This is a genomic window from Maribacter sp. 2-571 (assembly GCF_050589625.1).
GTDB lineage: Bacteria > Bacteroidota > Bacteroidia > Flavobacteriales > Flavobacteriaceae > Pelagihabitans.
The window spans coordinates 200,701-221,661 of record NZ_JBNGOP010000004.1 but is presented as its reverse complement, the minus strand read 5'-3'; the positions used below and the strand labels follow the sequence as shown (position 1 = coordinate 221,661).

The following is a 20,961-nucleotide window of genomic DNA, read 5'->3' as shown; positions in this document are numbered from 1 at the left end:
TGGTATTAGAAGACAAACATGTTTTTTTCAATATGGATTTAAAAGGTTACGCACTGCTTAAAAAAGAATTGGTACTAGGATATCCGTTACGGATGCGGCCAAATGATCAGGGCGTTCCGGGCCCTAGCGTTGCATAACGCAACAAATCATTTTCTATGGCGTATTTTATGAGCAGATGCTTTCCGGAGGTACCACTGACTTTTAGTACTTTTTTTATTTGATGGATGTGGGCCTGAAAACCGTCCACACTGATATGCATGGCCTCCGCTATTTCGGTATACGATTTTTGGTCGCCCAAAAGTGCCAAATTGCCCAATACTTCTTTTTGGCGTTCGGAAAGTTCAATTTTTGACGATTCCCTCAGTTGGTGCAACTCGTTTCCCAAATGGGCTACTGTTGCTTCCAACGCTTCATTCGACCGAAGCAGCTCTTTATTCTTTGTCCGAAGTCGGTGCTGTTGTTCCAACACCGATTCAAGTCGCGATTCCTTTTCTTCTTTTTCCGATAAAAATTTCCAACTGTACAGTAAAATAGAAAACAACAGGATAAAAAGAAATTTGAAGGATACCGCGGTTACGATACCCACCAATTCCCAGGTTCCATTGTTCAAAACCTCAGGTACCTTGCTTACCGGAACGATACGATGGGTAACGGCAATAAGGATGAGTATAAAAAGTACCGTACTGGGCAAAACCATGAAACGCATTTGCCGATTGAAGAAAGCTTTGTTCAACGCTTGCAGCAGGGCAAGTGCCACAAGAATGGAAATGGGGATATCTATAAGCCATATCAGGGCGCTATCTATAGCAACATTGGTGTAAGATGCCGCAAAAAAAACAAAGACCAACATCGCCATGATCACACCGTACAGGAAAATAAACTCCTTTTCGGTAAACCGTGCCACAAAGCGGACCACTGCACTCGGCCTTCCCGTATGTTCTATGGAGGGTAGGGACAATAAAATGAACATTGAATTTAAAAGGGAAACACAGACCCCAAAATAAATCAGCCAGCTGGTCGATGGCGATACCCCTAAACCTTTTACGGCAAGCAGCGTAATACACGCGCCAATGCCCCAAACAAAAATCGCCCAACCAAACCAAAGGATGCCTTTTACGCCCTCCTTTTTTCCCGCTGCATTATGTTCCTTTTTGTAGATCCGCTGTATTACAATGGCGGTTATCATACATACTATAGCGGTTATGGCATATTCTAACATCAACTGCGAACAAATTTCTGTTTTAAAGGTACTAAAACCAGTAAAGTACGGCTACTTAAACAGTACGTAACTAGGGTTAATACCATTTTAACTTTGAAATCGTGCGTATAGAAATTGAATGATTTTTTAGTTGTTCGAGGCAAAAAGCCTGTCCCCGGCTTGACCGGGGATCTAAGCATAGCCTTAGCTACGGTTATATTTTTTAACGAAGAACAGCTGAAAAAGAAACGATTTATTAGTGCTATTTCAAAGTTAAAATGGTATAATTTCCCTGATACCTATCCTTTGGGACGTTCGGACCGCCATTTTCGACAAACGGCTACGATGTTCGGACACTTTTATGAATGTGGGCATTGCGCACCACATTGGACAGAATAATATGCGTTCGGGTCTCCCCGTACTGTATCAGCTGGTCTATAAATTTTTCCAAATGAAACTGATCTTTGAGCACCACCTCCATTACAATGTTCTCATTCCCGGTAATGCGGTAACAATTGATCACTTCTTCCAAACCCGTGACCATGGACAAAAACGGCTTGAGTTTCCCCATAAATGCCTTAAGCGTTACAATGGCCCTAAGCTGATGGCCCGTAAGCACATGGGAGACCATGGCATGATACCCCTCCAAAATACCCAGATCTTCCATTTTTTTTACCCGTTCCGCTACCGCAGGCGGGGTAAGCCCTACTTTACGCCCGATGTTGGCAAAAGAATCGCGCGCATTTTCCTGTAAGCAGGTCAATATGGCCCAATTAAGGTCATCTATCTTTACTTTCAAAATTTCGACAGTTTTATTCTTACGAATTAAAGGTAAAAATTATAATTGACTTTCGATACTAAAGATAAAAAATGAGAATCCGATGTAACTTTACTTTTCTAAAATTTGTAGGAGGTATCATGGCCAAGAGAAAACAATTAGGAAGCATTCCCGTTTATCGCAAAGCGATGGACCTTTGCCATATGAGCAGGGAAATAGCATCCTATGTTTCTTTCAACAAAGACCTTCTTCAACTCTACCGTTCCAATAGCTTGCGGGACCATATGGCGGATGCCATCCTGACCGATGCGATATTGATACCACAACAAATTGCGCTTGCGGAACGTTCCAAATCCCACTCCGAACGGATGAGAAGCGTTTCCTTTATCCAAATCATGATACGGAACATCAATTCGTATTGTACGGGACTTGAAAAAGATGGTGTCAAAGAAAGGGAATACCTGCATCTTTTGCGAAATGAATTGCTCAGTTTTTACCGCTCCTATAAAAAATGGAGAAAAGGCCTATCGCGGGATTTTGGCTAGAACGCCCTCTTCGTAACGCTTCAACGCTAGGCAATACCAGGCAACTTTTCTTTGGAAATTTTTGACTTCTCAACACCGCAATCAAAACGACCCGACACTACGTCACCAATACCATTTTAACTTTGAAATGGTATACCTTATTTTTTTATCGTAAAAAGCGGTACAATGCTTAATTTTGATGGTAAATACCAAAACTTTGAAGACCATTATCCTTATCCATTGCCCCGACCAACCGGGTATCGTTCACGCAACGACCGGCTTCATCCAATCCAACGGGGGAAATATTGTTTATTTAGACCAACATGTCGACAAACAGGCGAACGTTTTTTTCATGCGTGTGGAAAGTGAGTTCGAAACGCCTACACCTGACCTGAAGGCACTGCGCGAGGATTTTGACAAGGAGGTAGGGTTACCCTATAAAATAAAGTGGCAACTTCACACACCCGAAAACAGGCCAAAAATGGCCGTGTTCGTCTCCAAATACAACCATTGTCTGTACGACCTGCTCAGCAGGTACCATGCCGGTGAATTGGCGGTGGATATCCCGTTCATTTGTAGCAACCACGAAACCTTACGGAACATTGCGGAACAGTTTCATATACCGTTTTTTCATATTCCCGTACAAAAGGACGCCCGGGCAAAAGCGGAAGCGGCACAACTGGAGTTGTTGCGGACACATGAAATCGACTTTGTGGTGTTGGCCCGCTACATGCAGATTGTAAGTGGTAACTTGATTGCCGAATTTCCCGATAGGATCATTAATATCCATCATTCCTTCCTACCTGCCTTTGCAGGGGCAAAACCCTATCATGCCGCGTACAAAAGGGGCGTAAAGATTATAGGTGCCACCAGCCACTATGTTACTGAAGAACTTGATGCCGGCCCGATCATTGAGCAGGATGTTACCACGGTTTCGCATTCGAACAGCATTCAGGACTTTATAACCAAGGGGCGGGACTTGGAAAAAATAGTACTTTCCCGAGCGGTGAAGCTCCATGTGGAACGAAAGACCATGGTGTACAACAATAAAACAGTGATTTTTTCGTAATAACTACTTAAAACGATATATAATGGTAAAACGGTTCCTTCTATTTTTTATGGCTTTTCAACTGCTGGGTTGTGGAGAACTTCAACAAGTGGTCAACCAACTGCCGCAAGGCACGCAGGGAATCGGAAATACCGAAATTGCCCGTGGCCTTCGGGAAGCTTTGGATAAGGGCATCGACAAGCAAGTGGGCCGGTTGACCAAAACCGACGGTTTTTTTAAAAATGAACTTGTTAAAATCGTATTGCCGGCAGAACTGCAAAAGGTGGACAAGACCTTACGTGATATCGGCCTTTCCAAGTTGGCCGATGAAGGGCTGAAAGTGCTCAACCGAGCGGCCGAGGATGCCGTAGGGGAAGCAACACCTATTTTTGTAGACGCGGTAAAGGGAATTACCTTTAATGACGCACGTACCATTTTATTGGGAAAAGACGATGCCGCCACATCATATTTGGACAACGCCACCCGAAACGCACTTTACGGCAAGTTCAAACCGGTTATAAAAAATTCTTTTAGCAAGGTCGGTGCCGATAAGGTATGGAGCAGCTTGATCAGCAAATACAACGCCATACCACTTACTAAAAATGTAGACCCCGATCTAACGGAATATGTTACGCAAGAAGCACTGACCGGAGTATACACCATGATCGCGGTGGAGGAAAAAGAAATACGCAACAATGTGGCTTCAAGAACCACGGATCTTCTCAGAAAAGTATTCGTTCTGCAGGATCGCTAAAAATTTGTGAACGCCATACTATTTTACGGTTTTTTACGTTAAAAATAAAACGGCAATGGTAACGATTTCCTAATATCATGCGAACGGTATTGCAGTGAAAAAAAAAGATATTTGTTTGAGAATTTGAGTTAGTAATTTTTTGAGTTAGTTAGTTTAAAACCGGTGGGAGCACCGGTTTTTTTATGCTTTTTTAAAATATACCGATACCCGAATAAAGCAGAGCAATCAACGTATACACTTCGCTAAGCTACTGTTAATAAAGTTGAGCGATCAAAGGTCTCTTAAAAATGGCTTATATCGTAGATAATTAAGAAGACAGGTTTGTTAAAACCTGTCTTCTTATAACCGTGCTCCGTAAAATTCTGATTTCCCTATTTACCGAACTGTGTTTATAGACCTATCGGCGCGCTTCAATTTTTCCGTTTCTTTCGCGCAGGAGAAGTAAACTTATCATCACATCCTTTATCCGGACAACCGCGATCATCACTTCTTTTTTTACAAGCTGTCCAGCCTTCTACCACCCCATTTTTATATTCTATTGGGAAATTTGGATTGGTGATCGTATTTGTATACAAACGATACATACTGCTATCTCCCTGAGAATAGGCGGTTGCCAATTCGCAACCTGTATTATACCCTTCTTGGCTCGTTTTTTTCGCTTGAGCGCTTGAAAATTGATAACAACTTATCAATACTATAAAAATCACTAATTTTCGCATAGTTCTTCTAATTTATAAGATTAACACCGACTATTATTTTAAGTGGTTTTTGGTAAACTCCACTACTACTTCCGAATTCGAATTCTAAGTAACTGGCCCTAAATTAGTGTATGGATGAAAAGCATATTCATACGCTTATGGGAGTGTTGTATTTACCGTTGTAAGCGTGATGTTTTGAAGTTCAAGCGAATTTTTTGATCAGCATCCCAAGTTTTCCCTTATTTCTAGTGGAAATGGTTACACGATCACCGTTGGTAAGAATGAAGGCCTCTCGTTTATAAATCGATTTGATATTATTTAAGTTGACCAGAGCTTGTCTGCTAGCCCTAAAAAAACCTTTCTCTGTAAGCAAGTCCTCAAAATATTTCAGTGGATGGTACGCCAAGTACTTCAATGAGTCTTTTAAAAAAAAGTAGGTATAATTTCCTTCGGCCGTACATTTCACAATATCGTTCACCGCTATAAAAACATGCTCGTTTCCGACATTTATCAACAACCGTGAGTCGTCATGTTTCAAAAACTTCACCAGGTCACCATAGTCCCTTTCGAATTTTGCTTTTCGTTGTACTAGATTGGACATGTAAGTATGTACGACCCCAAGTAGTGCCTCTGGTTCAAACGGCTTGGTCAGATAATAAAACGCGTAGTGCTCCATGGCGGTGCGCAAATAAACATCATGGGCAGTTACAAATATGATATCGGGAGAGTTCACGGTGATTTTTTCCAATACATCGAATCCGGTACCATCTTCCAGTTCCACATCCATGAAAACCAAATCCGGTTTTACGGTATTGATCAGGTGAACACCCGTATCCAAGGTTTTGGCGTGGCCTTCCAAAATGATATTTGTCAAAGACGACAAAACCGAACCGATATAGTCCGCAGCGGCAGCGTCATCTTCCAAAATTATTGCTCTAATGGGTCCCATGAATCAGAAATAAAACACCGATCAAATAAATTGTCTTCGTTGCCCTTCGCTCAAAAACGACCTATGGCCACTGAACGTATTTTTTATATCTTCCTCAAGATACCTAAATTGTAATGACACCAAAAAAATTAAGAGAAAATTAGAACTTCCAATGTCCATTACCTATCAAAATTTAATTCAATTTTGTGTTTTGAAACCAGAACGAGCACATGAAAAAAATCATCTACTTAGCGGCACTATTTTATATGTCGACTTCCTATTGCCAAAAAGACCATGGGCAGCAGTACATAGACACCTTTCAGATGCGCCCCATTACCATTGAAAAATTGGAGGGGTTCAAAAAAAAACTGCAAGGCAACGAGGAGTTAAAAGGATGGACCAAATACTATGCCTTTCGTTGTTACTACTTTTTTAGAAAGATGAAAAAGGATTCGGCCTTGTTTTACGCCGACAAAGCCATAAAGCACCATCGTAATTTTGAAGCCGATCAAGAATATCAAACATCAAATCTTCAAAGGGTACATTTTGTCCGAGGCTACTACGCAAGATTGGACGACCGATATAAAGAAGCGGTAAGGCATTACCACAAAGGGCTTAAAATTGCTCGTTTTGATGAAAAATTGTTTTCAAAGAAAAGTAACTACCTACCGTACATCGCTAGAGACCTTGGTAATTCGTATTTAAAATTGGGGTATCTATCGTCCGCTAAAAAGTACTATTCAGGACTATTGACCAATTTATGGTTCATGAATCGGGCCGGATGGGAAGTACACCATAAATTGGGATTAATTTACAGTTACCAAAAAGTGGTCGATTCCGCTGACTATCACTTTCATAAAGGGTTATCGTTGATCGATACAAAATTTAAGGAGCATAAAAATTACGAGGAGTACAAAGCCACCTTTTATGGAAACTTGGGAAGTTTATTTCTTCTTAAAAAAGAAAAAGATTCCGCAATACATTACTTCAAATTAATAAAAGAAACCGGGGAGTTCGCTCCTTCGTCCCGCTTACCCAAACGCAATACCATTTCAGACCTTTATCGAATAATTTACGGGTCATATGTCGCTATTTGGGAGGGTAGGAACAAGCCTGCCATAGAAAATCTAAAATCGGTTCAAAAGGCTATTGAAAAGAATGAATTGGACCAAAAAGACAGGGCGGTACAAGACTTGCGGACAAAAACCTTGGATGGACTTATTATGGCGTATACCGCCATGGCCGACTTTAGGGCGGCATTTGAAACAAGCTTGAAAAAAAATGCCCTTGACCAAACCGTTAACGACCGAATTCTCAGGGAGAATTTGGAAGAATTGGAAGCGATTTTTGAAGTTCGCGAAAAAGAACGAAAAATAGGTGCTCTCGAAAACATAAGCCACACCCAGGAATCGAGTATAAAACAGCAGAAAACCATAATTTACTTCCTCCTTTTTTTACTTCTCATCATTTGTCTAATAGGGTATCTCTTATGGGAACAGAAAAATTTAAAAAACAAATTGGACAAAGAATATTTAAAACAGAAACTGTTGCAAACGCAATTAGATCCACACTTTGTTTTTAATACCTTAAACTGTATTTATCATTTGACCCATAAAAATGCCATGGCCGCAGCGAGCTACATCTTGAAATTTTCTAAATTGCTGCGCTTGGTGTTGCAAAATTCCCGGGAAGAGTTTGTTTCCCTAAAAGACGAAATCAGCACGATTCAGAACTATATGGAACTCCAGTCGCAATTTGTGAAAAAATTTGATTTCAGCATCAACTGCGATAATCAATTGTCACAAGATGACATTTTTCTACCACCCATGTTCGTTCAACCCTTTATCGAAAACACCATAGACCACGGATTCCGGTCGGACAATGGCAATCTGCTCACTATTGATATTAACATTGATAAAATAAAAAACATACTAGAATTTACAATAGTGGACAACGGAATAGGGTACTATAATACCCTTAAGGACAAAACAACAAAAGTAACCGAAAGGCACCGGTCATTATCGGGAAAAATTCTTGAAGAGCGCCTTTTGCTATATGCGAATTCGTTACGGACCGATGCTACATACGAAATTCAATATGCCGACGAGAAACACCAACTTGGAACCAGGGTACAGTTACAAATACCTTTTATAAACGAAACGTAAAATCCGACGATAAGCCAAAGGCCTTTTTAAAATGGTACTTTTAGCTAACCATAATTCTTCACTCTCGGTTTCGGTCGGGAACAGATGGTTTACAAAACAGAAGACAAGAATTATCCTACTTGAGAGACCGCACCGGGAAGTCGTAAATTATTCAAATAATTGATCACAAGCCCATTGAACAGTTGTGGTTGCTCCACATTGACCACATGCCCGCAAAATTGAATGGTTACCAAAGTGCTCGCCTTATGTTTTTGCACTACGTTTTCTACGGTCGGTAAAAAAAGATGGTCCTCTCCTCCCATTACATATAGCGTAGGGATTTCAATATCGGCCCCTCGAAAGAAGCGTAACAAAGGGTTTATCTCCGAAGTGAGTTTAAACCAACGGATAAATTCTTTTTGATATAACTTTTTGGCTTCCCTAACGAACAACGATCTTGACTCGCGATGATTTTTGTTGGGCATAATGATGAACGCGAAAAATTTATACAACCAAATGTACGGCACTATCGATTTAAAGATAACGCCCAACCGCATGAGTACCTGTGATCTAAAATCCAGTTTCATGATCGCTCCGCCCATTACCATACTCGATACCTTCTCCGGATATTTTTCGGCCAAATTGCGAATTAAAATGGTCCCTAAAGAAATACCCACAAAATGTGATTCGGGAATGTTTTCATAATCGATTACCTCAACAATGTCGTCAGTAATGGAGTCGAACGTGTATTTGTCGCTAAAAGCATCCTTGAGATTGGGCTTTGAATTGCCATGACCTCGCAAATCGAGCAATAGCACGTTAAAATACTTTTTGAACTCCCTAAGTTGCTTATGCCAGATGGAAGAACTGCCTCCCGCACCGTGTACAAAGGTCACCCACTGGGTAGCTTCGGTGCGCACGTAGGTAGTATAGTTTAGCATAAATGTTCGGTCGGCCGTTTATAAGTGACCAATGTATTAAACTTTTAACGGTAAAGCCCGGTTTGATGCTATTTTTAACATTTTATACCATTTTAACTATAAAATCGCCCAAATAAAAAGCCGTCATTTTTTGGTTGGACGAAAAAGAAAAATAAAGCATAGCAGTAGCTACGGTTTTTCTTTATTTTGGAACTCATTTAGACTTTTTGGATTGAAGCGAAAATTATCCATTTTAAGGCCTGTTGAAGACTTTTTTGAGTTTCATAGCAGGGCTACGGGAGGAAAAAAAGACAGGGCCGAAAGAAAAAGCCAATGATTTGGCTTTTGATGAGGAGCCGGCCGTCGCGTCGAGCGAAAAAGGGCAATTTTTTAGCCAATTAAAAAAGTCTAAATGGGTTCTTGATGTATAAACGGAAAAGGACAATTTTCAATCGGTAATTCTAGGATAGAAATGGTATTATGTTGCTACCGCTTCTAAAACAACTATTGTTTTTACGAAAGATAGTTTTGAAAACATTTGGGACGACCCTTGATTTCGAAAAGTATGGGTACCATGAAGAAGGCAACGATCATCCATTTAACACCCTGTTAAACAACCAACTACCATAAAGGTACCATTACGGACCAAATAATGGGCTTGGTTCCATTTGTCGCCAAAACCTATACCAAACATTTTAAACCGTAAAGGATACACCTGAACGGTCGTTTTGGACCGACCGCATCAAAAGAACTGATTTTTAAGGTTGTACAACGATCTGTCAAGTCCAAAAGGCGGTTTGTAACGTATATTTGTAAAAAGCAACATTTTGTTATGGAAAAGCAGTATTGTAAGGTAGGAACGGTAACCCCACTCAGTTCGGGTAGTAAAACGATAGCTCTTTTGGAGTATCAATATCAACACTTTTTGGAAAAAGCTTCAAAAGGAGAATACGCCGATGCGAAGCTTGGTGAGTTTTTTGAACTAAAGGCACTAAAAATCAAAAAGATTTTAGAAAACCTGGTCGCTTAAGACGTTATTTTTTGAAGTTCTACCGCCATCTGTTCCTGCAGCAGCTGTGCACTTTTGCCCGCTTCCGAAGCGAAATCTACTCCGTCGGAAGCATAGATAATGCCTCTTGAAGAATTTACCAATAGGCCTACATCGGCAGTCATTCCATATTTACACACCTCGGCCAGACTTCCACCCTGCGCCCCAACACCGGGCACCAATAAAAAGCTATTGGGTATGATACTGCGGATTTCGGTCAAAAATTCCGCTTTGGTAGCCCCTACAACATACATCAACCGATGGGCATTCTGGTAGTCTTTGGAGGTTTGCAATACCTTTTGATATAAGGGAAGGCCATTTATATCTTGTGTTTGATAATCAAAAGCGCCTTTATTAGAGGTCAATGCCAACAAAATGGCGTGCTTGTCCTCGAACGCCAAAAAAGGTTCTACAGCATCTTTACCCATATAGGGCGCTACGGTAATGGAATCGAAATTCAGGTTTTCAAAGAATGCTTTGGCATATCGGGAAGCGGTGTTGCCGATATCCCCTCTTTTTGCATCGGCAATGGTAAATATATCGGGATAGTTTTCATTTAAATAGCCAATGGTACGCTCTAGCGCCTTCCAGCCCTCCAATCCATAGGCTTCATAAAAAGCGATATTCGGCTTGTAGGCCACACAGTATTGATGGGTAGCATCGATAATGGCTTTATTGAACTCAAAAATCGGGTCATCCGAATCCAACAGATGCCGGGGTATCTTATCAAGATCGGTATCGAGTCCGACCGCTAAAAACGATTGTTTTTGATGTATCTGTTCGATTAACTTTTCAATGGTCATTGGAAACTAACGGTTTTTAACAACGAATTAAAATTTATTGGCAAGGAAGTGGTCTATGTTCGTTACCCAAAACTGCCTTCAAAATGAACAATCTTATAAACGGAAAATTTAAAAATTGCCTGTTGTCCAATAGAGGGGTCGGATATCCTCGAGGGTATTGCCAAAGTCGCGAACAAAAGCTTACCAAACTACTATTGTCAATTTTTTGAGTAAGCCGTACCTCCATAAATGCATTTTCATCCTTTCGTACACTTTTGGTAATTGCACCCTATCAAAACGTTTCGGACGCCTCTTTGAGCTTCTCGGTATTTTCCACCAAACTTAGTTCGTCAATAATTTTTTGGACATCGCCATCAATGATGTTTTGCAGATCGTAGAGCGTCAATCCGATACGGTGGTCGGTTACCCGTCCTTGTGGATAGTTGTACGTGCGTATTTTGGCGGACCGGTCGCCACTGCTCACCTGTGAATTTCGCTTGGCGGCATCTTCTTCCTGCTTTTTGGCGAGTTCCAGATCGTACAGTCGTGAGCGAAGTACTTTAAACGCCTTCTCCTTGTTTTTATGTTGTGACTTTTGATCCTGGCATTGCGCTACCAAACCTGTGGGAACGTGCGTCAAACGAACAGCGGAATAAGTGGTATTTACCGATTGTCCTCCTGGGCCCGAGGAACAGAAAAAATCGATTCGAACATCTTTGGGGTCTATTTGCACATCAAAATCCTCCGCTTCCGGAAGTACCATAACGGTAGCTGCACTGGTGTGTACCCGTCCCTGCGTTTCGGTCTGTGGAACACGTTGTACCCGGTGTACCCCGGCCTCAAATTTCAGGGTCCCGTATACGTCTTCCCCGCTTACTTCAAACTGGATCTCTTTATACCCTCCGCTGGTACCCTCGCTCAAATCGATAACGTTGGTCCTCCATCCTTTTGATTCACAATACTTGGTATACATACGGAAGAGGTCGCCCGCAAAAATACTGGCTTCATCACCACCGGTTCCGGCACGTATTTCAACCACCACATCTTTTGCGTCTTCAGGGTCTTTCGGAATGAGCATCAGCTTGATCTCTTCCTCCAAAAGCGGCATTTGTGCCTTTCCCTCTTCCAGTTGCATTTTGGCCATTTCCACCATCTCGGCATCACTACCATCGGCAATGATCTCCTCGGCCTCGGAAATGTTATCGGTGATCTCGATATAGCGGTCCCGTTTTTCGACTAGCTGTTTTAAATCCTTATACTCTTTGGTCAATTGTACGTAACGCTTTTGATCGCTGATAATGTCCGGTTGAATAATAAGGTCGGACACCTCATCAAAGCGCTGTTTTACAATGTTCAATTTATCAATCATATTCCTCTGTTCGGTGCGAAAGAAGTTCCGCCGCTGCAATTGCGAATTTACGATAAATTGTACATTAATAAAGAACGGATCTACGCCCCTCTAAGATCTTTTTAATGAATTTGGTCCACGGAATGTAAGGCTTCGAAAGGAATTAAAGCAAAGTGGTTTTTTAAGTACCCTTAGTCGGAACCATCAAGTAAGATCCCGTCGCTTTTGTACATATTGTCGTCGTCGTCTATCAAGATTACCTCTGGACCGCCCAATTGATCGATCAAGGCTATTCCCGCTTCTTTGCCCATAATAAAAACAGCTGTTGCAAGCGCATCACATGTTTCGGCACTTTTAGCAAATACCGATACCCTTTTAATGCCAGTGGCGGGCATGCCGTTCCTTGGGTCTATAATATGGGTATATTTTTTTCCGTTAAAAATGACATATTTATCGGAGTTTTCGGAGGTGGCAACGGACGACTCCACAATAGGTAACCACGAAAAAATCCGTTGTCGCCCTTTGAGGTGGGCCACCCCTACCAACCACTTCTCGCCGCTGGCCTTTGTACCCCAGGTAGTGGTATCGCCTCCCGCGTTAATAACGCCGGAAATCACCTGTTTCGATACCAGAAGTTGTTTTGCCCTATCGGCGGCATACCCCTTCCCTATGGCACCAAAGCCAATTTTCATTCCTTTCTCCTTAAGATACACGGTGCGTTTGGCGGCATTCAATATAATTTTTTCGTAGCCCACTTTGGCGATCGACTTTTTTAATTCGGAAGCCGTGGGCATACGCTCCATGGTTCCGTCAAATTTCCAAATGGTATTGATCGAGGCAAAGGTAAGGTCGAAGGCCCCATTGGTAATGGCGGATACCTGGTTCGCACGTTCGATCAGGGCAAACAGTTCGTCACTGACCTTCACCGGTTTTATACCTGCATTTTTGTTGATCAAGGCCGTTTCAGAGTCGGGATTCCAGGCGGAAATCATTTTCTCTATTCTTTCGATCTCCGCGATTGCCTCATCAATACTGATGTATCCCAATTCCTCGTTAACGGATACTACGGTTATCTCAAAAGGACTCCCCATAAGGGTCACGTTTCGGTTGACCGTAACGTACCCGCCATCCTGCGCCGAACCATACAGCACCGATAAAAAGAACAGAAAGGGAATGAGCCCTTTCACGGGACCAATCGGTTTAGTTGTTCAAAATAGTTTTGAGGGCTTATTTTTTTGTAACCCAAGGCTCCCGTGGCATTCCCATCCGCGTCCAATACGACCACTAACGGAAAATGACCTCGTGGATTCAAGCGCGCCGCGAGTGCGGCGTTGGTGTCCGCTTTGTCCGCGGATAGCCGATTTACCTTTTTTCTGGGAAAGTCGGCCTTGTAGAAAATAAATTGCTCGTTATTATTACTTTTCACGTATTCCGATTGCCAGATTTCCCGATCCAATTTGATACAGGGTGCACACCAATCGGAACCACTGAACACCACAACAAGTGTTTTGTTATCTTCCTTCGCCATTTTTACGGCATGGGCATAGTCTACTTCCCAAGTCTGCCCTATGGCGGCGAAAGCATAACTGTAGACAAAAAGAGCAAGTATCGGCTTCATCATTAGCTTAATCATACAAAATGGGTGCCATTCTTATTCGAACACCCTTAAAACAGTATCCGTAAGCGTGGTATTGTAGACCTTTAAAACCTTGGCAGGGCTGTTATCCACTTGGTTCAACGGAGTTCCGTCCTGTTCGAATTGGGAACCGTGTACATCGCAATAAAAAATACCGCCGTTCTGCGATACGAACCGAACCTGGTCGTACCCTTGGTGACTGCATATTTGGCTTGCAGCGATCAATTCCCCCTCCAAATTCCGTGCGACGACCACATCGTTTTTGAGAATATATCCTCCGTTTTCAATCAAATCAGCGGCTTCCGGCGAATTAAGATCGACCGTAAAATCGACTCCCGTGGGTTCGTCCTTTATCGTCCCGTCGGGTTCGTCCCCATCTTTGGAACATCCTTGAACACAGGGGAACAACAGGGCAAAAGCCGCGCCTGCGCCCATACTTCTTAAAAATTGTTTTCTTTCCATGACATACCTAGTTACAAAAAGAACGTGCAAAACGTGGGAATCGTATCAAAATCGTGGAGAATTCGACATACGGACGAACCATACGGACAAATGGTACAAGGCAACCAAGGAAAAGCTTACAGCTAGGCATATTCAAAGACCCCGTACGCACTTTTAATGGTCAACTTTTTTGTATCGCTAGCGGTTACCTTGCCCACGATTTGCGCCGCCACACCGAAACGTTTCGACACACGGATGATTTCGGGCGCTACCTCGGGGGATACATAAAACTCCAAACGATGACCGCAATTAAAGACCTTGTACATTTCCTGCCAATCGGTTCCCGACTGTTCCTGAATCAGTTTGAACAGTGGCGGAACGGGAAACAAATTGTTCTTTACCACATGAAGCTTATCAATAAAATGAAGAATTTTGGTCTGTGCCCCTCCACTGCAATGCACCATACCGTGGATCTGCTGCCCTCCTAAATCTTTTAGGATAGCCTTTACAATGGGCGCATAGGTACGTGTTGGTGACAATACCAGTTTACCGGCATCCAGGGGCGCATCGGAAACCGTATCGGTAAGTTTCACGTCACCGGAATATACCAAAGCCTCGGGAACGGCGGCATCATAACTTTCAGGATACTTTGCGGCCAGATATTTTGAAAACACATCGTGCCGTGCCGAGGTGAGCCCATTACTTCCCATTCCCCCATTGTATTCGTTTTCATAGATTGCCTGACCAAAAGAAGCCAAGCCCACGATAACGTCTCCTGGCCGTATATTGGCGTTGTCGACCACATCGGTCCTTTTGATCCTGGCGGTAACAGTGGAATCTACGATGATGGTACGCACCAGATCGCCGACATCCGCAGTTTCCCCGCCGGTGGAATGAATGGTAATGCCATGTTTTTTCAAGTCTGAAATAAGCGATTCGGTTCCATTGATAATGGCCGAGATCACCTCGCCGGGAATCAAGTTTTTATTCCTACCGATGGTAGATGAAAGCATGATATTATCGGTCGCGCCAACACAGATAAGATCATCAATATTCATGATCAACGCGTCCTGGGCGATTCCCTTCCAGACCGATAGGTCACCGGTCTCCTTCCAATACATGTAGGCCAGGGCCGATTTTGTTCCCGCGCCATCGGCATGCATTATCAAACAGTACTCCTCGTCACCGGTCAGGTAATCCGGCACAATTTTACAAAAAGCCTTTGGGAAGAGGCCTTTATCGATATTCTTGATTGCATTGTGCACGTCTTCTTTATCGGCGGAAACGCCTCTTTGCTGGTACCTTTCACTGGCTGAGGAACTCATGGAATCTGTTTTGGCAAAAATAGGAAATCGTGTTAAAAAAATGTCATTTCGATCATTTAATGCTAAGGAAAACGCCCAGGCCTTCTATACATAAACGCACGGGGCACCATCACCGTGTTGGATAGGATACCATACATGAAAAAAGACCCTTATTTGATAAAAAGAAGCTCTCGGTATTTGGTCAAGGGCCAAACGCTGTCATCTACCAATTTTTCCAGGGAATCGCAATGCTGTCGAATAGTGTGGAAATAGGGAAGTACGTTTTCGCAATACGAAACGGCTTTTTTGTGGGTGTCGGATATTTTGTTTGCCTTTTTGCGGGCATCGCCCATAGCATCGATCATTTTTTTAAGTGTAGCGATATGTTCCGCCATTTGTTCGATCAAGGATAATTGTCCCCCGGCCAATGGACGGTGCGCAGCACCAAAAATATCCTTGAGTCCGGTAACGTTTTTGATGAGTTTGTTTTGATACGTTATGGTCGCCGGTAGCACATAGCCATATACCAATTCCCCAAAAAGACGGCTTTCAATTTGAACATGCAATATGTAGGCCTCCAATTCCACTTCCTGTCTTGCACGAATTTCGGTCTCGCTCATGACCTTGGTCGCTTTAAACAAGGCAATGGTCTTGCTTGCGGTAAGTACCCGAAGTGCTTGTGGACAATTTTTATTATTGCTCAGTTTTCTTCTCTTGGCTTCCTTCTGCCAAGCATCACTGTATCCATCGCCATCAAAACGGATACGCTTGGAGGTTTTTATATATTCCCGCAAAACATTGAAAACCGCTTCGTCCTTCTTTAAGTTTTTTGTGTCGATCAGGGCATCGACCTCTTTTTTAAACGCCCTGAGCTGTTTGGACACAATAGTGTTCAACACCGTCATCGGCTTGGCGCAATTGGTTTTGGCCCCTACCCCGCGCATTTCAAACTTATTGCCGGTAAAGGCAAAGGGAGAAGTGCGGTTTCGATCGGTATTGTCCAATAAAATTTCCGGGATCTTACCGACCACGTTCAACTTCAGTTCCGTTTTTTCTTCCGGCGACAGTTTTCCTTGGGACACCCCTTCCAATTCATCCAATACGTTGCCCAGTTGTTCCCCGATAAATATGGAAAGAATAGCGGGCGGCGCCTCATTGGCCCCCAAACGATGATCGTTGCTAGCGGAAGCAATGGAAGACCGTAGCAACTCCTCGTAGGTATCTACCGCCTTTATGGTGTTGATGAAAAACGTAAGGAACTGTAGGTTTTTCATCGGTGTAGATCCTGGACTCAACAGATTGACCCCGGTATCCGTGGCCAAGGACCAGTTGTTGTGTTTTCCGGAACCGTTTATTCCGGCAAAGGGTTTTTCGTGAAATAGTACTTTAAAATGGTGTTTGTCGGCCACTTTTTCCATTACGTCCATCAACAATAGGTTATGGTCGACCGCCAAATTGGCCTCTTCGTACACCGGTGCCAACTCAAATTGATTGGGCGCCACTTCATTATGGCGCGTTTTAACGGGAATACCGAGTAGGGTACATTCTTTTTCGAGGTCTTTCATAAAACCGATGGCCCGTTGTGGTATGACGCCAAAGTAATGATCGTCCAACTGCTGCCCTTTTGCCGCGGCATTTCCGATCAATGTACGGCCCGTCATATTGATATCGGGCCTTGAATGTGCCAAGGCCTTATCGATCAAAAAGTACTCTTGTTCCCAACCCAAAGTGGCATTCACCTTTGAAACGTTCTTATCAAAGTACCGTGCAACCGCGGTGGCGGCCTCATCAATGGAATTCAACGCCCGTAAGAGCGGGGCCTTGTTGTCGAGTGCCTCACCGGTGTAGGATACGAATATCGTAGGTATACAGAGGGTAGTGTCGTACACAAAAGCAGGGGATGTAGGATCCCATGCGGTGTACCCCCTGGCCTCAAAGGTATTTCGGATACCGCCGCTCGGAAAGCTGGAGGCATCGGGCTCTTGTTGCACCAATTGCCCCCCTCCAAATTTCTCTAAAGCCTTTCCGTCCGGCAAAAGATCAAAAAAAGCGTCGTGTTTCTCGGCGGTAGCACCGGTCAACGGCTGAAACCAATGCGTGTAATGGGTCGCCCCTATCGATATGGCCCATGCCTTCATCGCTTCCGCTACCTGATCGGCAATTTTCCGATCTATTTTCGATCCCGAAAAAACCGCTCCCTTTACGCTGTTCAGCGCGTCTTTTGTCAGATATTGGATCATTTTATCCTCGTTAAAGACGTTTTTCGCAAAAAAATCGGAGCGCCTTCCCTCCTCTTTTACTTCGATAATCGGCCTTTTTTGACTCTCTAAAATGGCTTTAAAACGTTGTTTGGACATGGTCGTTCTACTTTTCGATGAGCATTTTGTTGAAAACTTGTCAAAATTAGCATCAAAAAATAACTATTTCACAAAATACCCTTAAAAAAATGGGGGTAATCAAAAAAAGATTAAAATGTTAACTATTTACCCCCTCATTTTTGAGCTCAATTCGTCAAAAAAATTATTTTTGTAGGTCTTTTAATTTAAAATTAACTACCGAATATTATGAGTAAATCAAAATTGGAGTATATCTGGTTGGATGGGTATTTCCCGACACAGAACATGCGAAGTAAGACCAAAGTGGTAAACGACTTTGGCGGAAAGCTAGAAGATTGCCCTATGTGGTCTTTTGATGGAAGTTCAACAAAACAAGCGGAAGGTGGAGCTTCAGATTGCTTGCTTAAACCGGTAGCTATTTATCCAGACCCCGCCAGAAAAGACGGTTTCTTGGTAATGACCGAAGTTTTAAATGCAGATGGTACCCCACACGTTTCTAACGGGCGTTCCACTATTGACGATGATGATAATGATTTCTGGTTCGGTTTTGAACAGGAGTATTTTATCATGGACACCAAAACACAGCTTCCTTTAGGTTTTCCCGTTGGAGGTTACCCTGCTCCACAGGGAATGTACTATTGTTCCGTCGGTGGAAGAAACACCCATGGAAGGGAATTGGTGGAAAAACATGCCGATCTATGTATTGCAGCGGGTCTTAATTTTGAAGGAATCAACCAAGAGGTGGCTTCCGGACAGTGGGAATTTCAATTGTTCGGCAAGGGCGCAAAAATTGCCGGTGATGAAATTTGGATAGCACGATATCTTTTAGACCGTTTGACCGAGGACTATGGATACTATATCGAATATCATCCAAAGCCATTAGGGAAGGATATGGATTGGAACGGTTCGGGTATGCATGCCAACTTCTCCAACAATACGTTGCGAACCTGTGGGGACAAAGCGACTTATGAAAAAATATGTGAAGCTTTCAGACCTGTGGTCAAGGAGCATATTGCGGTTTATGGAGAGTTTAACGACCAGCGTTTGACCGGAGACCATGAAACACAGTCTATCGACGAATTCAGTTTTGGAATCTCCGACAGGGGCGCTTCTATCCGAATTCCGATCGCTACCGTAGAAAGTGGCTGGAAAGGATGGTTGGAAGATCGTAGACCTGCTTCCAACGGTGACCCGTACAAAATTGCAAGTAGAATTATTAAAACGGTAAAATCAGCAGACGTATAGTCGTTTTACCATATCAATTGTTGTTAAGAAAAACCGCTTTCGAATCTTGTATTTGAAAGCGGTTTTTGGTTTTTCACAGCAGCTCGTTCCCCTGTGGTAAATACCCCTTTTCGTCCAACGGACAAGGTTGTACGGTCCCGTTAGGTAATGATAACCGGCTACCGTTCCAATACCAGACCGCCCGCCACTTTCTGCAATGGGGTGTTCATCCAATAATCCCCAAAATCATCGGGTCTTTCAACCGGCTGTCCTTTAAAAATAGGAATACTCTTGTTCATAAACATATCGGACTCCGGAACATCTGTGATCCAACTGACCCGTTGCACAAAAAACTCCCTAAACTGATCATACTCCTCTATTTCCGAATGGTTTATCTTTCGCCCGTAGGTATCTTCAATGTCCATTACATTTACTGTCAGGTCGCCGGATACATAATCTACGTTTTGCGACAGTTCGCAAATTTCCCGAAAAGCCTGTTCTTCACGTTGGTTTGCCAACTTAGGAAACAACTTTACTTGATCTCCCATGACAACTACCCGTTCAAATTTCAACTTTTTGCCCTTATACAAGATCCGATAATTTCCTTTTTGAAAGGCTCTTTTTTCTGCTACATCACCGGTAAACGAAAGTTTAAACGCCTTTTGATCCGGTAGTACCACCACTTCCCGTACCCTGAACTCCGGTGGTTTCCGAACTTGAAACCTATTGTTGAACGAAATGTAGTTCAAGTACATTTTACCTTCCTTTCTTCGGTATTCCGTAATTACCCTATAGTGCAGGCGCTCTTTCTCAATGGTATGCTTTGGTTTTAAAGGATCCTTTTCCTTCACCTTACGCAAAACGGTATATTCCATTTTATGGATGGCAAAATCTCTTTTGGAAATGTAGATCGTCCCCGAAGCATTGTAGGGATGCATCGTTTTTTTAAAGTGGATGCGGTACAGTACCTCATCATCCAAAAACACATTTTTTCCGATAAAAAAATCATGATTGGGCACAAAATTATAATGAAGGCGATTGACGAAGGAATACGAATTGATCCTGTGGTTGCGGATTGCATCGTGAATCTTTAGTATGGTAAACTCATTGCCGCCATAGTTATTGAGATAACTGTTGTTATCTATTATTTTTTGGTTGGAAGCGTAGTCGTACGGTTGCGCTCCCAAGGTATCTCTTCCAAAGGTGGCATTTTGTCGGTACGCGTACAATTTCACTTTGGACGTTTCCCAGTCCAACTCATCAAAACCGCGATCGAAAACATTTAAAATGGCTTCGTTAAGATTTATATATTTATTATTTTTTAATTGATAGTCCCTATAGTAGCCCACCGTTGAAAAGGAGTTTATCGGATGATTCCTTATGATACGCTCAATCGCTTTCTTAACAATTTTTTTGGCGGACAACGGTTTCCTTTTTTCGGCAATAACGATAGCTTCGTCGAGCTCAAATATGCTGGGAACGAGTCGTATCCGATTCACCATAGTTCGATAAAGATTCTTCATGTCCACCTCTTTTTTTAGATACCCAAGGCATGATATCTCCAAAACATCCCCAAAGTCCTGAAATTTTTCTGGAATTTTAAACCCACCATCCCTGTTCGAGATTACACCAAGGGAGTATCCTTTTATCCGTATGGTGGCAAAAGGAATCGGCTCCTTCGTCTTTTCATCAAAAAGCATCCCCTCCACAAAGCCGTCCTGGCCATTAGCTCCGATAGCTATTAAAAAAAATAGGGTCAGTAGGGTATTTTTAAAGCGCATAACATTCATTTTAGTCCAATAGTGCGTCCTTGTCCCCTATCCGAAACCCAAGTACGGAGCGGCTATTTA

The 20,961-nt window shown here is 42.8% G+C and carries 19 protein-coding genes; 6 read left to right on the top strand and 13 right to left on the bottom strand.

The annotated features are described in order from the left end of the window. Positions 1–106: 106 nt before the first annotated feature. Complete coding sequence (locus ACRD7P_RS04905; protein ID WP_430906394.1) at positions 107–1,186, bottom strand: hypothetical protein; 1,080 nt, start codon at positions 1,184–1,186, stop codon at positions 107–109. Positions 1,187–1,538: 352 nt separating this feature from the next. Then, positions 1,539–1,997 (bottom strand): Lrp/AsnC family transcriptional regulator, encoded by a 459-nt coding sequence (locus tag ACRD7P_RS04900; RefSeq protein ID WP_430906393.1) that lies wholly within the window; start codon positions 1,995–1,997, stop codon positions 1,539–1,541. Positions 1,998–2,116: 119 nt separating this feature from the next. On the opposite strand from ACRD7P_RS04900, the gene ACRD7P_RS04895 reads away from it, so the two are divergent. The 3 genes from ACRD7P_RS04895 (at position 2,117) to ACRD7P_RS04885 (ending at position 4,302) form a co-directional block, all read left to right on the top strand. Next, positions 2,117–2,521, top strand: a complete 405-nt coding sequence (locus ACRD7P_RS04895; protein WP_430906392.1) for a hypothetical protein — start codon at positions 2,117–2,119, stop codon at positions 2,519–2,521. A 196-nt stretch (positions 2,522–2,717) separates the two neighbouring features. Next, positions 2,718–3,569 carry a formyltetrahydrofolate deformylase gene (gene purU, locus ACRD7P_RS04890; RefSeq protein WP_430906391.1) on the top strand — a complete coding sequence of 284 codons (852 nt, stop codon included), beginning with the start codon at positions 2,718–2,720 and terminating at the stop codon, positions 3,567–3,569. A 22-nt stretch (positions 3,570–3,591) separates the two neighbouring features. Then, positions 3,592–4,302, top strand: coding sequence for a DUF4197 domain-containing protein (locus tag ACRD7P_RS04885; protein ID WP_430906390.1), 711 nt, complete (start codon positions 3,592–3,594; stop codon positions 4,300–4,302). Between the two features lie 410 nt (positions 4,303–4,712). Here ACRD7P_RS04885 and ACRD7P_RS04880 read toward each other — a convergent pair whose 3' ends face one another. Both ACRD7P_RS04880 and ACRD7P_RS04875 read right to left on the bottom strand, forming a co-directional pair. Further along, the gene (locus ACRD7P_RS04880) at positions 4,713–5,021 is read right to left on the bottom strand and encodes a hypothetical protein (protein WP_430906389.1); all 309 of its coding nucleotides are present in this window, start codon (positions 5,019–5,021) and stop codon (positions 4,713–4,715) included. A gap of 181 nt (positions 5,022–5,202) precedes the next feature. After that, positions 5,203–5,949 carry a LytR/AlgR family response regulator transcription factor gene (locus tag ACRD7P_RS04875; protein ID WP_430906388.1) on the bottom strand — a complete coding sequence of 249 codons (747 nt, stop codon included), beginning with the start codon at positions 5,947–5,949 and terminating at the stop codon, positions 5,203–5,205. A gap of 209 nt (positions 5,950–6,158) precedes the next feature. Between ACRD7P_RS04875 and ACRD7P_RS04870 the strand changes: the two genes are divergently transcribed. Further along, positions 6,159–8,093: a histidine kinase gene (locus tag ACRD7P_RS04870; RefSeq protein WP_430906387.1), complete on the top strand. Its 1,935-nt coding sequence runs from the start codon at positions 6,159–6,161 to the stop codon at positions 8,091–8,093. A 110-nt stretch (positions 8,094–8,203) separates the two neighbouring features. On the opposite strand, the gene ACRD7P_RS04865 is transcribed toward ACRD7P_RS04870, so the two are convergent. Beyond that, a complete protein-coding gene (locus tag ACRD7P_RS04865; RefSeq protein ID WP_430906386.1) occupies positions 8,204–9,013 on the bottom strand; it encodes an alpha/beta fold hydrolase in 810 nt (269 codons plus the stop codon). 811 nt (positions 9,014–9,824) lie between these two features. Here ACRD7P_RS04865 and ACRD7P_RS04860 point away from each other — a divergent pair. Next, the gene (locus tag ACRD7P_RS04860) at positions 9,825–10,022 is read left to right on the top strand and encodes a hypothetical protein (protein WP_430906385.1); all 198 of its coding nucleotides are present in this window, start codon (positions 9,825–9,827) and stop codon (positions 10,020–10,022) included. Here the strand turns inward: ACRD7P_RS04860 and pyrF are convergent. The 7 genes from pyrF to ACRD7P_RS04825 form a co-directional block, all read right to left on the bottom strand. Further along, complete coding sequence (gene pyrF, locus ACRD7P_RS04855) at positions 10,019–10,843, bottom strand: orotidine-5'-phosphate decarboxylase (protein ID WP_430906384.1); 825 nt, start codon at positions 10,841–10,843, stop codon at positions 10,019–10,021. The two genes, ACRD7P_RS04860 and pyrF, sit on opposite strands and share 4 nt — an antisense overlap. Before the next feature lie 271 nt (positions 10,844–11,114). Then, positions 11,115–12,191, bottom strand: a complete 1,077-nt coding sequence (gene prfA, locus ACRD7P_RS04850) for a peptide chain release factor 1 (RefSeq protein WP_430906383.1) — start codon at positions 12,189–12,191, stop codon at positions 11,115–11,117. Positions 12,192–12,361: 170 nt separating this feature from the next. After that, a complete protein-coding gene (locus tag ACRD7P_RS04845) occupies positions 12,362–13,357 on the bottom strand; it encodes an FAD:protein FMN transferase (protein WP_430906381.1) in 996 nt (331 codons plus the stop codon). After that, on the bottom strand, positions 13,354–13,803 hold the full coding sequence (locus ACRD7P_RS04840) for a thioredoxin family protein (RefSeq protein WP_430906380.1): 450 nt from the start codon (positions 13,801–13,803) through the stop codon (positions 13,354–13,356). The genes ACRD7P_RS04845 and ACRD7P_RS04840 overlap by 4 nt, the downstream gene beginning before the upstream one ends. An 18-nt stretch (positions 13,804–13,821) precedes the next feature. Further along, the gene (locus ACRD7P_RS04835; protein WP_430906379.1) at positions 13,822–14,268 is read right to left on the bottom strand and encodes a ubiquinol-cytochrome c reductase iron-sulfur subunit; all 447 of its coding nucleotides are present in this window, start codon (positions 14,266–14,268) and stop codon (positions 13,822–13,824) included. A gap of 122 nt (positions 14,269–14,390) precedes the next feature. Then, the gene (locus tag ACRD7P_RS04830) at positions 14,391–15,572 is read right to left on the bottom strand and encodes an AIR synthase related protein (protein WP_430906378.1); all 1,182 of its coding nucleotides are present in this window, start codon (positions 15,570–15,572) and stop codon (positions 14,391–14,393) included. Positions 15,573–15,721: 149 nt separating this feature from the next. Further along, positions 15,722–17,908: a glutamine synthetase III gene (locus ACRD7P_RS04825; RefSeq protein WP_430906377.1), complete on the bottom strand. Its 2,187-nt coding sequence runs from the start codon at positions 17,906–17,908 to the stop codon at positions 15,722–15,724. 207 nt (positions 17,909–18,115) lie between these two features. On the opposite strand from ACRD7P_RS04825, the gene ACRD7P_RS04820 reads away from it, so the two are divergent. Beyond that, positions 18,116–19,132, top strand: coding sequence for a glutamine synthetase beta-grasp domain-containing protein (locus ACRD7P_RS04820; RefSeq protein ID WP_430906376.1), 1,017 nt, complete (start codon positions 18,116–18,118; stop codon positions 19,130–19,132). A 158-nt stretch (positions 19,133–19,290) separates the two neighbouring features. Here the strand turns inward: ACRD7P_RS04820 and ACRD7P_RS04815 are convergent, their stop codons facing one another. After that, on the bottom strand, positions 19,291–20,892 hold the full coding sequence (locus ACRD7P_RS04815) for a carboxypeptidase-like regulatory domain-containing protein (protein ID WP_430906374.1): 1,602 nt from the start codon (positions 20,890–20,892) through the stop codon (positions 19,291–19,293). Positions 20,893–20,961: the final 69 nt, after the last annotated feature.

What these genes read in the sequence shown, in the direction of transcription:
- ACRD7P_RS04905 (WP_430906394.1), bottom strand. Translation starts at nt 1,186, where the DNA reads ATGATAACCGCCATTGTAATACAGCGGATCTACAAAAAGGAACATAAT.
- ACRD7P_RS04895 (WP_430906392.1), top strand. Translation starts at nt 2,117, where the DNA reads ATGGCCAAGAGAAAACAATTAGGAAGCATTCCCGTTTATCGCAAAGCG.
- ACRD7P_RS04885 (WP_430906390.1), top strand. Translation starts at nt 3,592, where the DNA reads ATGGTAAAACGGTTCCTTCTATTTTTTATGGCTTTTCAACTGCTGGGT.
- ACRD7P_RS04880 (WP_430906389.1), bottom strand. Translation starts at nt 5,021, where the DNA reads ATGCGAAAATTAGTGATTTTTATAGTATTGATAAGTTGTTATCAATTT.
- ACRD7P_RS04875 (WP_430906388.1), bottom strand. Translation starts at nt 5,949, where the DNA reads ATGGGACCCATTAGAGCAATAATTTTGGAAGATGACGCTGCCGCTGCG.
- ACRD7P_RS04870 (WP_430906387.1), top strand. Translation starts at nt 6,159, where the DNA reads ATGAAAAAAATCATCTACTTAGCGGCACTATTTTATATGTCGACTTCC.
- ACRD7P_RS04865 (WP_430906386.1), bottom strand. Translation starts at nt 9,013, where the DNA reads ATGCTAAACTATACTACCTACGTGCGCACCGAAGCTACCCAGTGGGTG.
- ACRD7P_RS04860 (WP_430906385.1), top strand. Translation starts at nt 9,825, where the DNA reads ATGGAAAAGCAGTATTGTAAGGTAGGAACGGTAACCCCACTCAGTTCG.
- pyrF (WP_430906384.1), bottom strand. Translation starts at nt 10,843, where the DNA reads ATGACCATTGAAAAGTTAATCGAACAGATACATCAAAAACAATCGTTT.
- prfA (WP_430906383.1), bottom strand. Translation starts at nt 12,191, where the DNA reads ATGATTGATAAATTGAACATTGTAAAACAGCGCTTTGATGAGGTGTCC.
- ACRD7P_RS04840 (WP_430906380.1), bottom strand. Translation starts at nt 13,803, where the DNA reads ATGATTAAGCTAATGATGAAGCCGATACTTGCTCTTTTTGTCTACAGT.
- ACRD7P_RS04835 (WP_430906379.1), bottom strand. Translation starts at nt 14,268, where the DNA reads ATGGAAAGAAAACAATTTTTAAGAAGTATGGGCGCAGGCGCGGCTTTT.
- ACRD7P_RS04830 (WP_430906378.1), bottom strand. Translation starts at nt 15,572, where the DNA reads ATGAGTTCCTCAGCCAGTGAAAGGTACCAGCAAAGAGGCGTTTCCGCC.
- ACRD7P_RS04825 (WP_430906377.1), bottom strand. Translation starts at nt 17,908, where the DNA reads ATGTCCAAACAACGTTTTAAAGCCATTTTAGAGAGTCAAAAAAGGCCG.
- ACRD7P_RS04820 (WP_430906376.1), top strand. Translation starts at nt 18,116, where the DNA reads ATGAGTAAATCAAAATTGGAGTATATCTGGTTGGATGGGTATTTCCCG.
- ACRD7P_RS04815 (WP_430906374.1), bottom strand. Translation starts at nt 20,892, where the DNA reads ATGCGCTTTAAAAATACCCTACTGACCCTATTTTTTTTAATAGCTATC.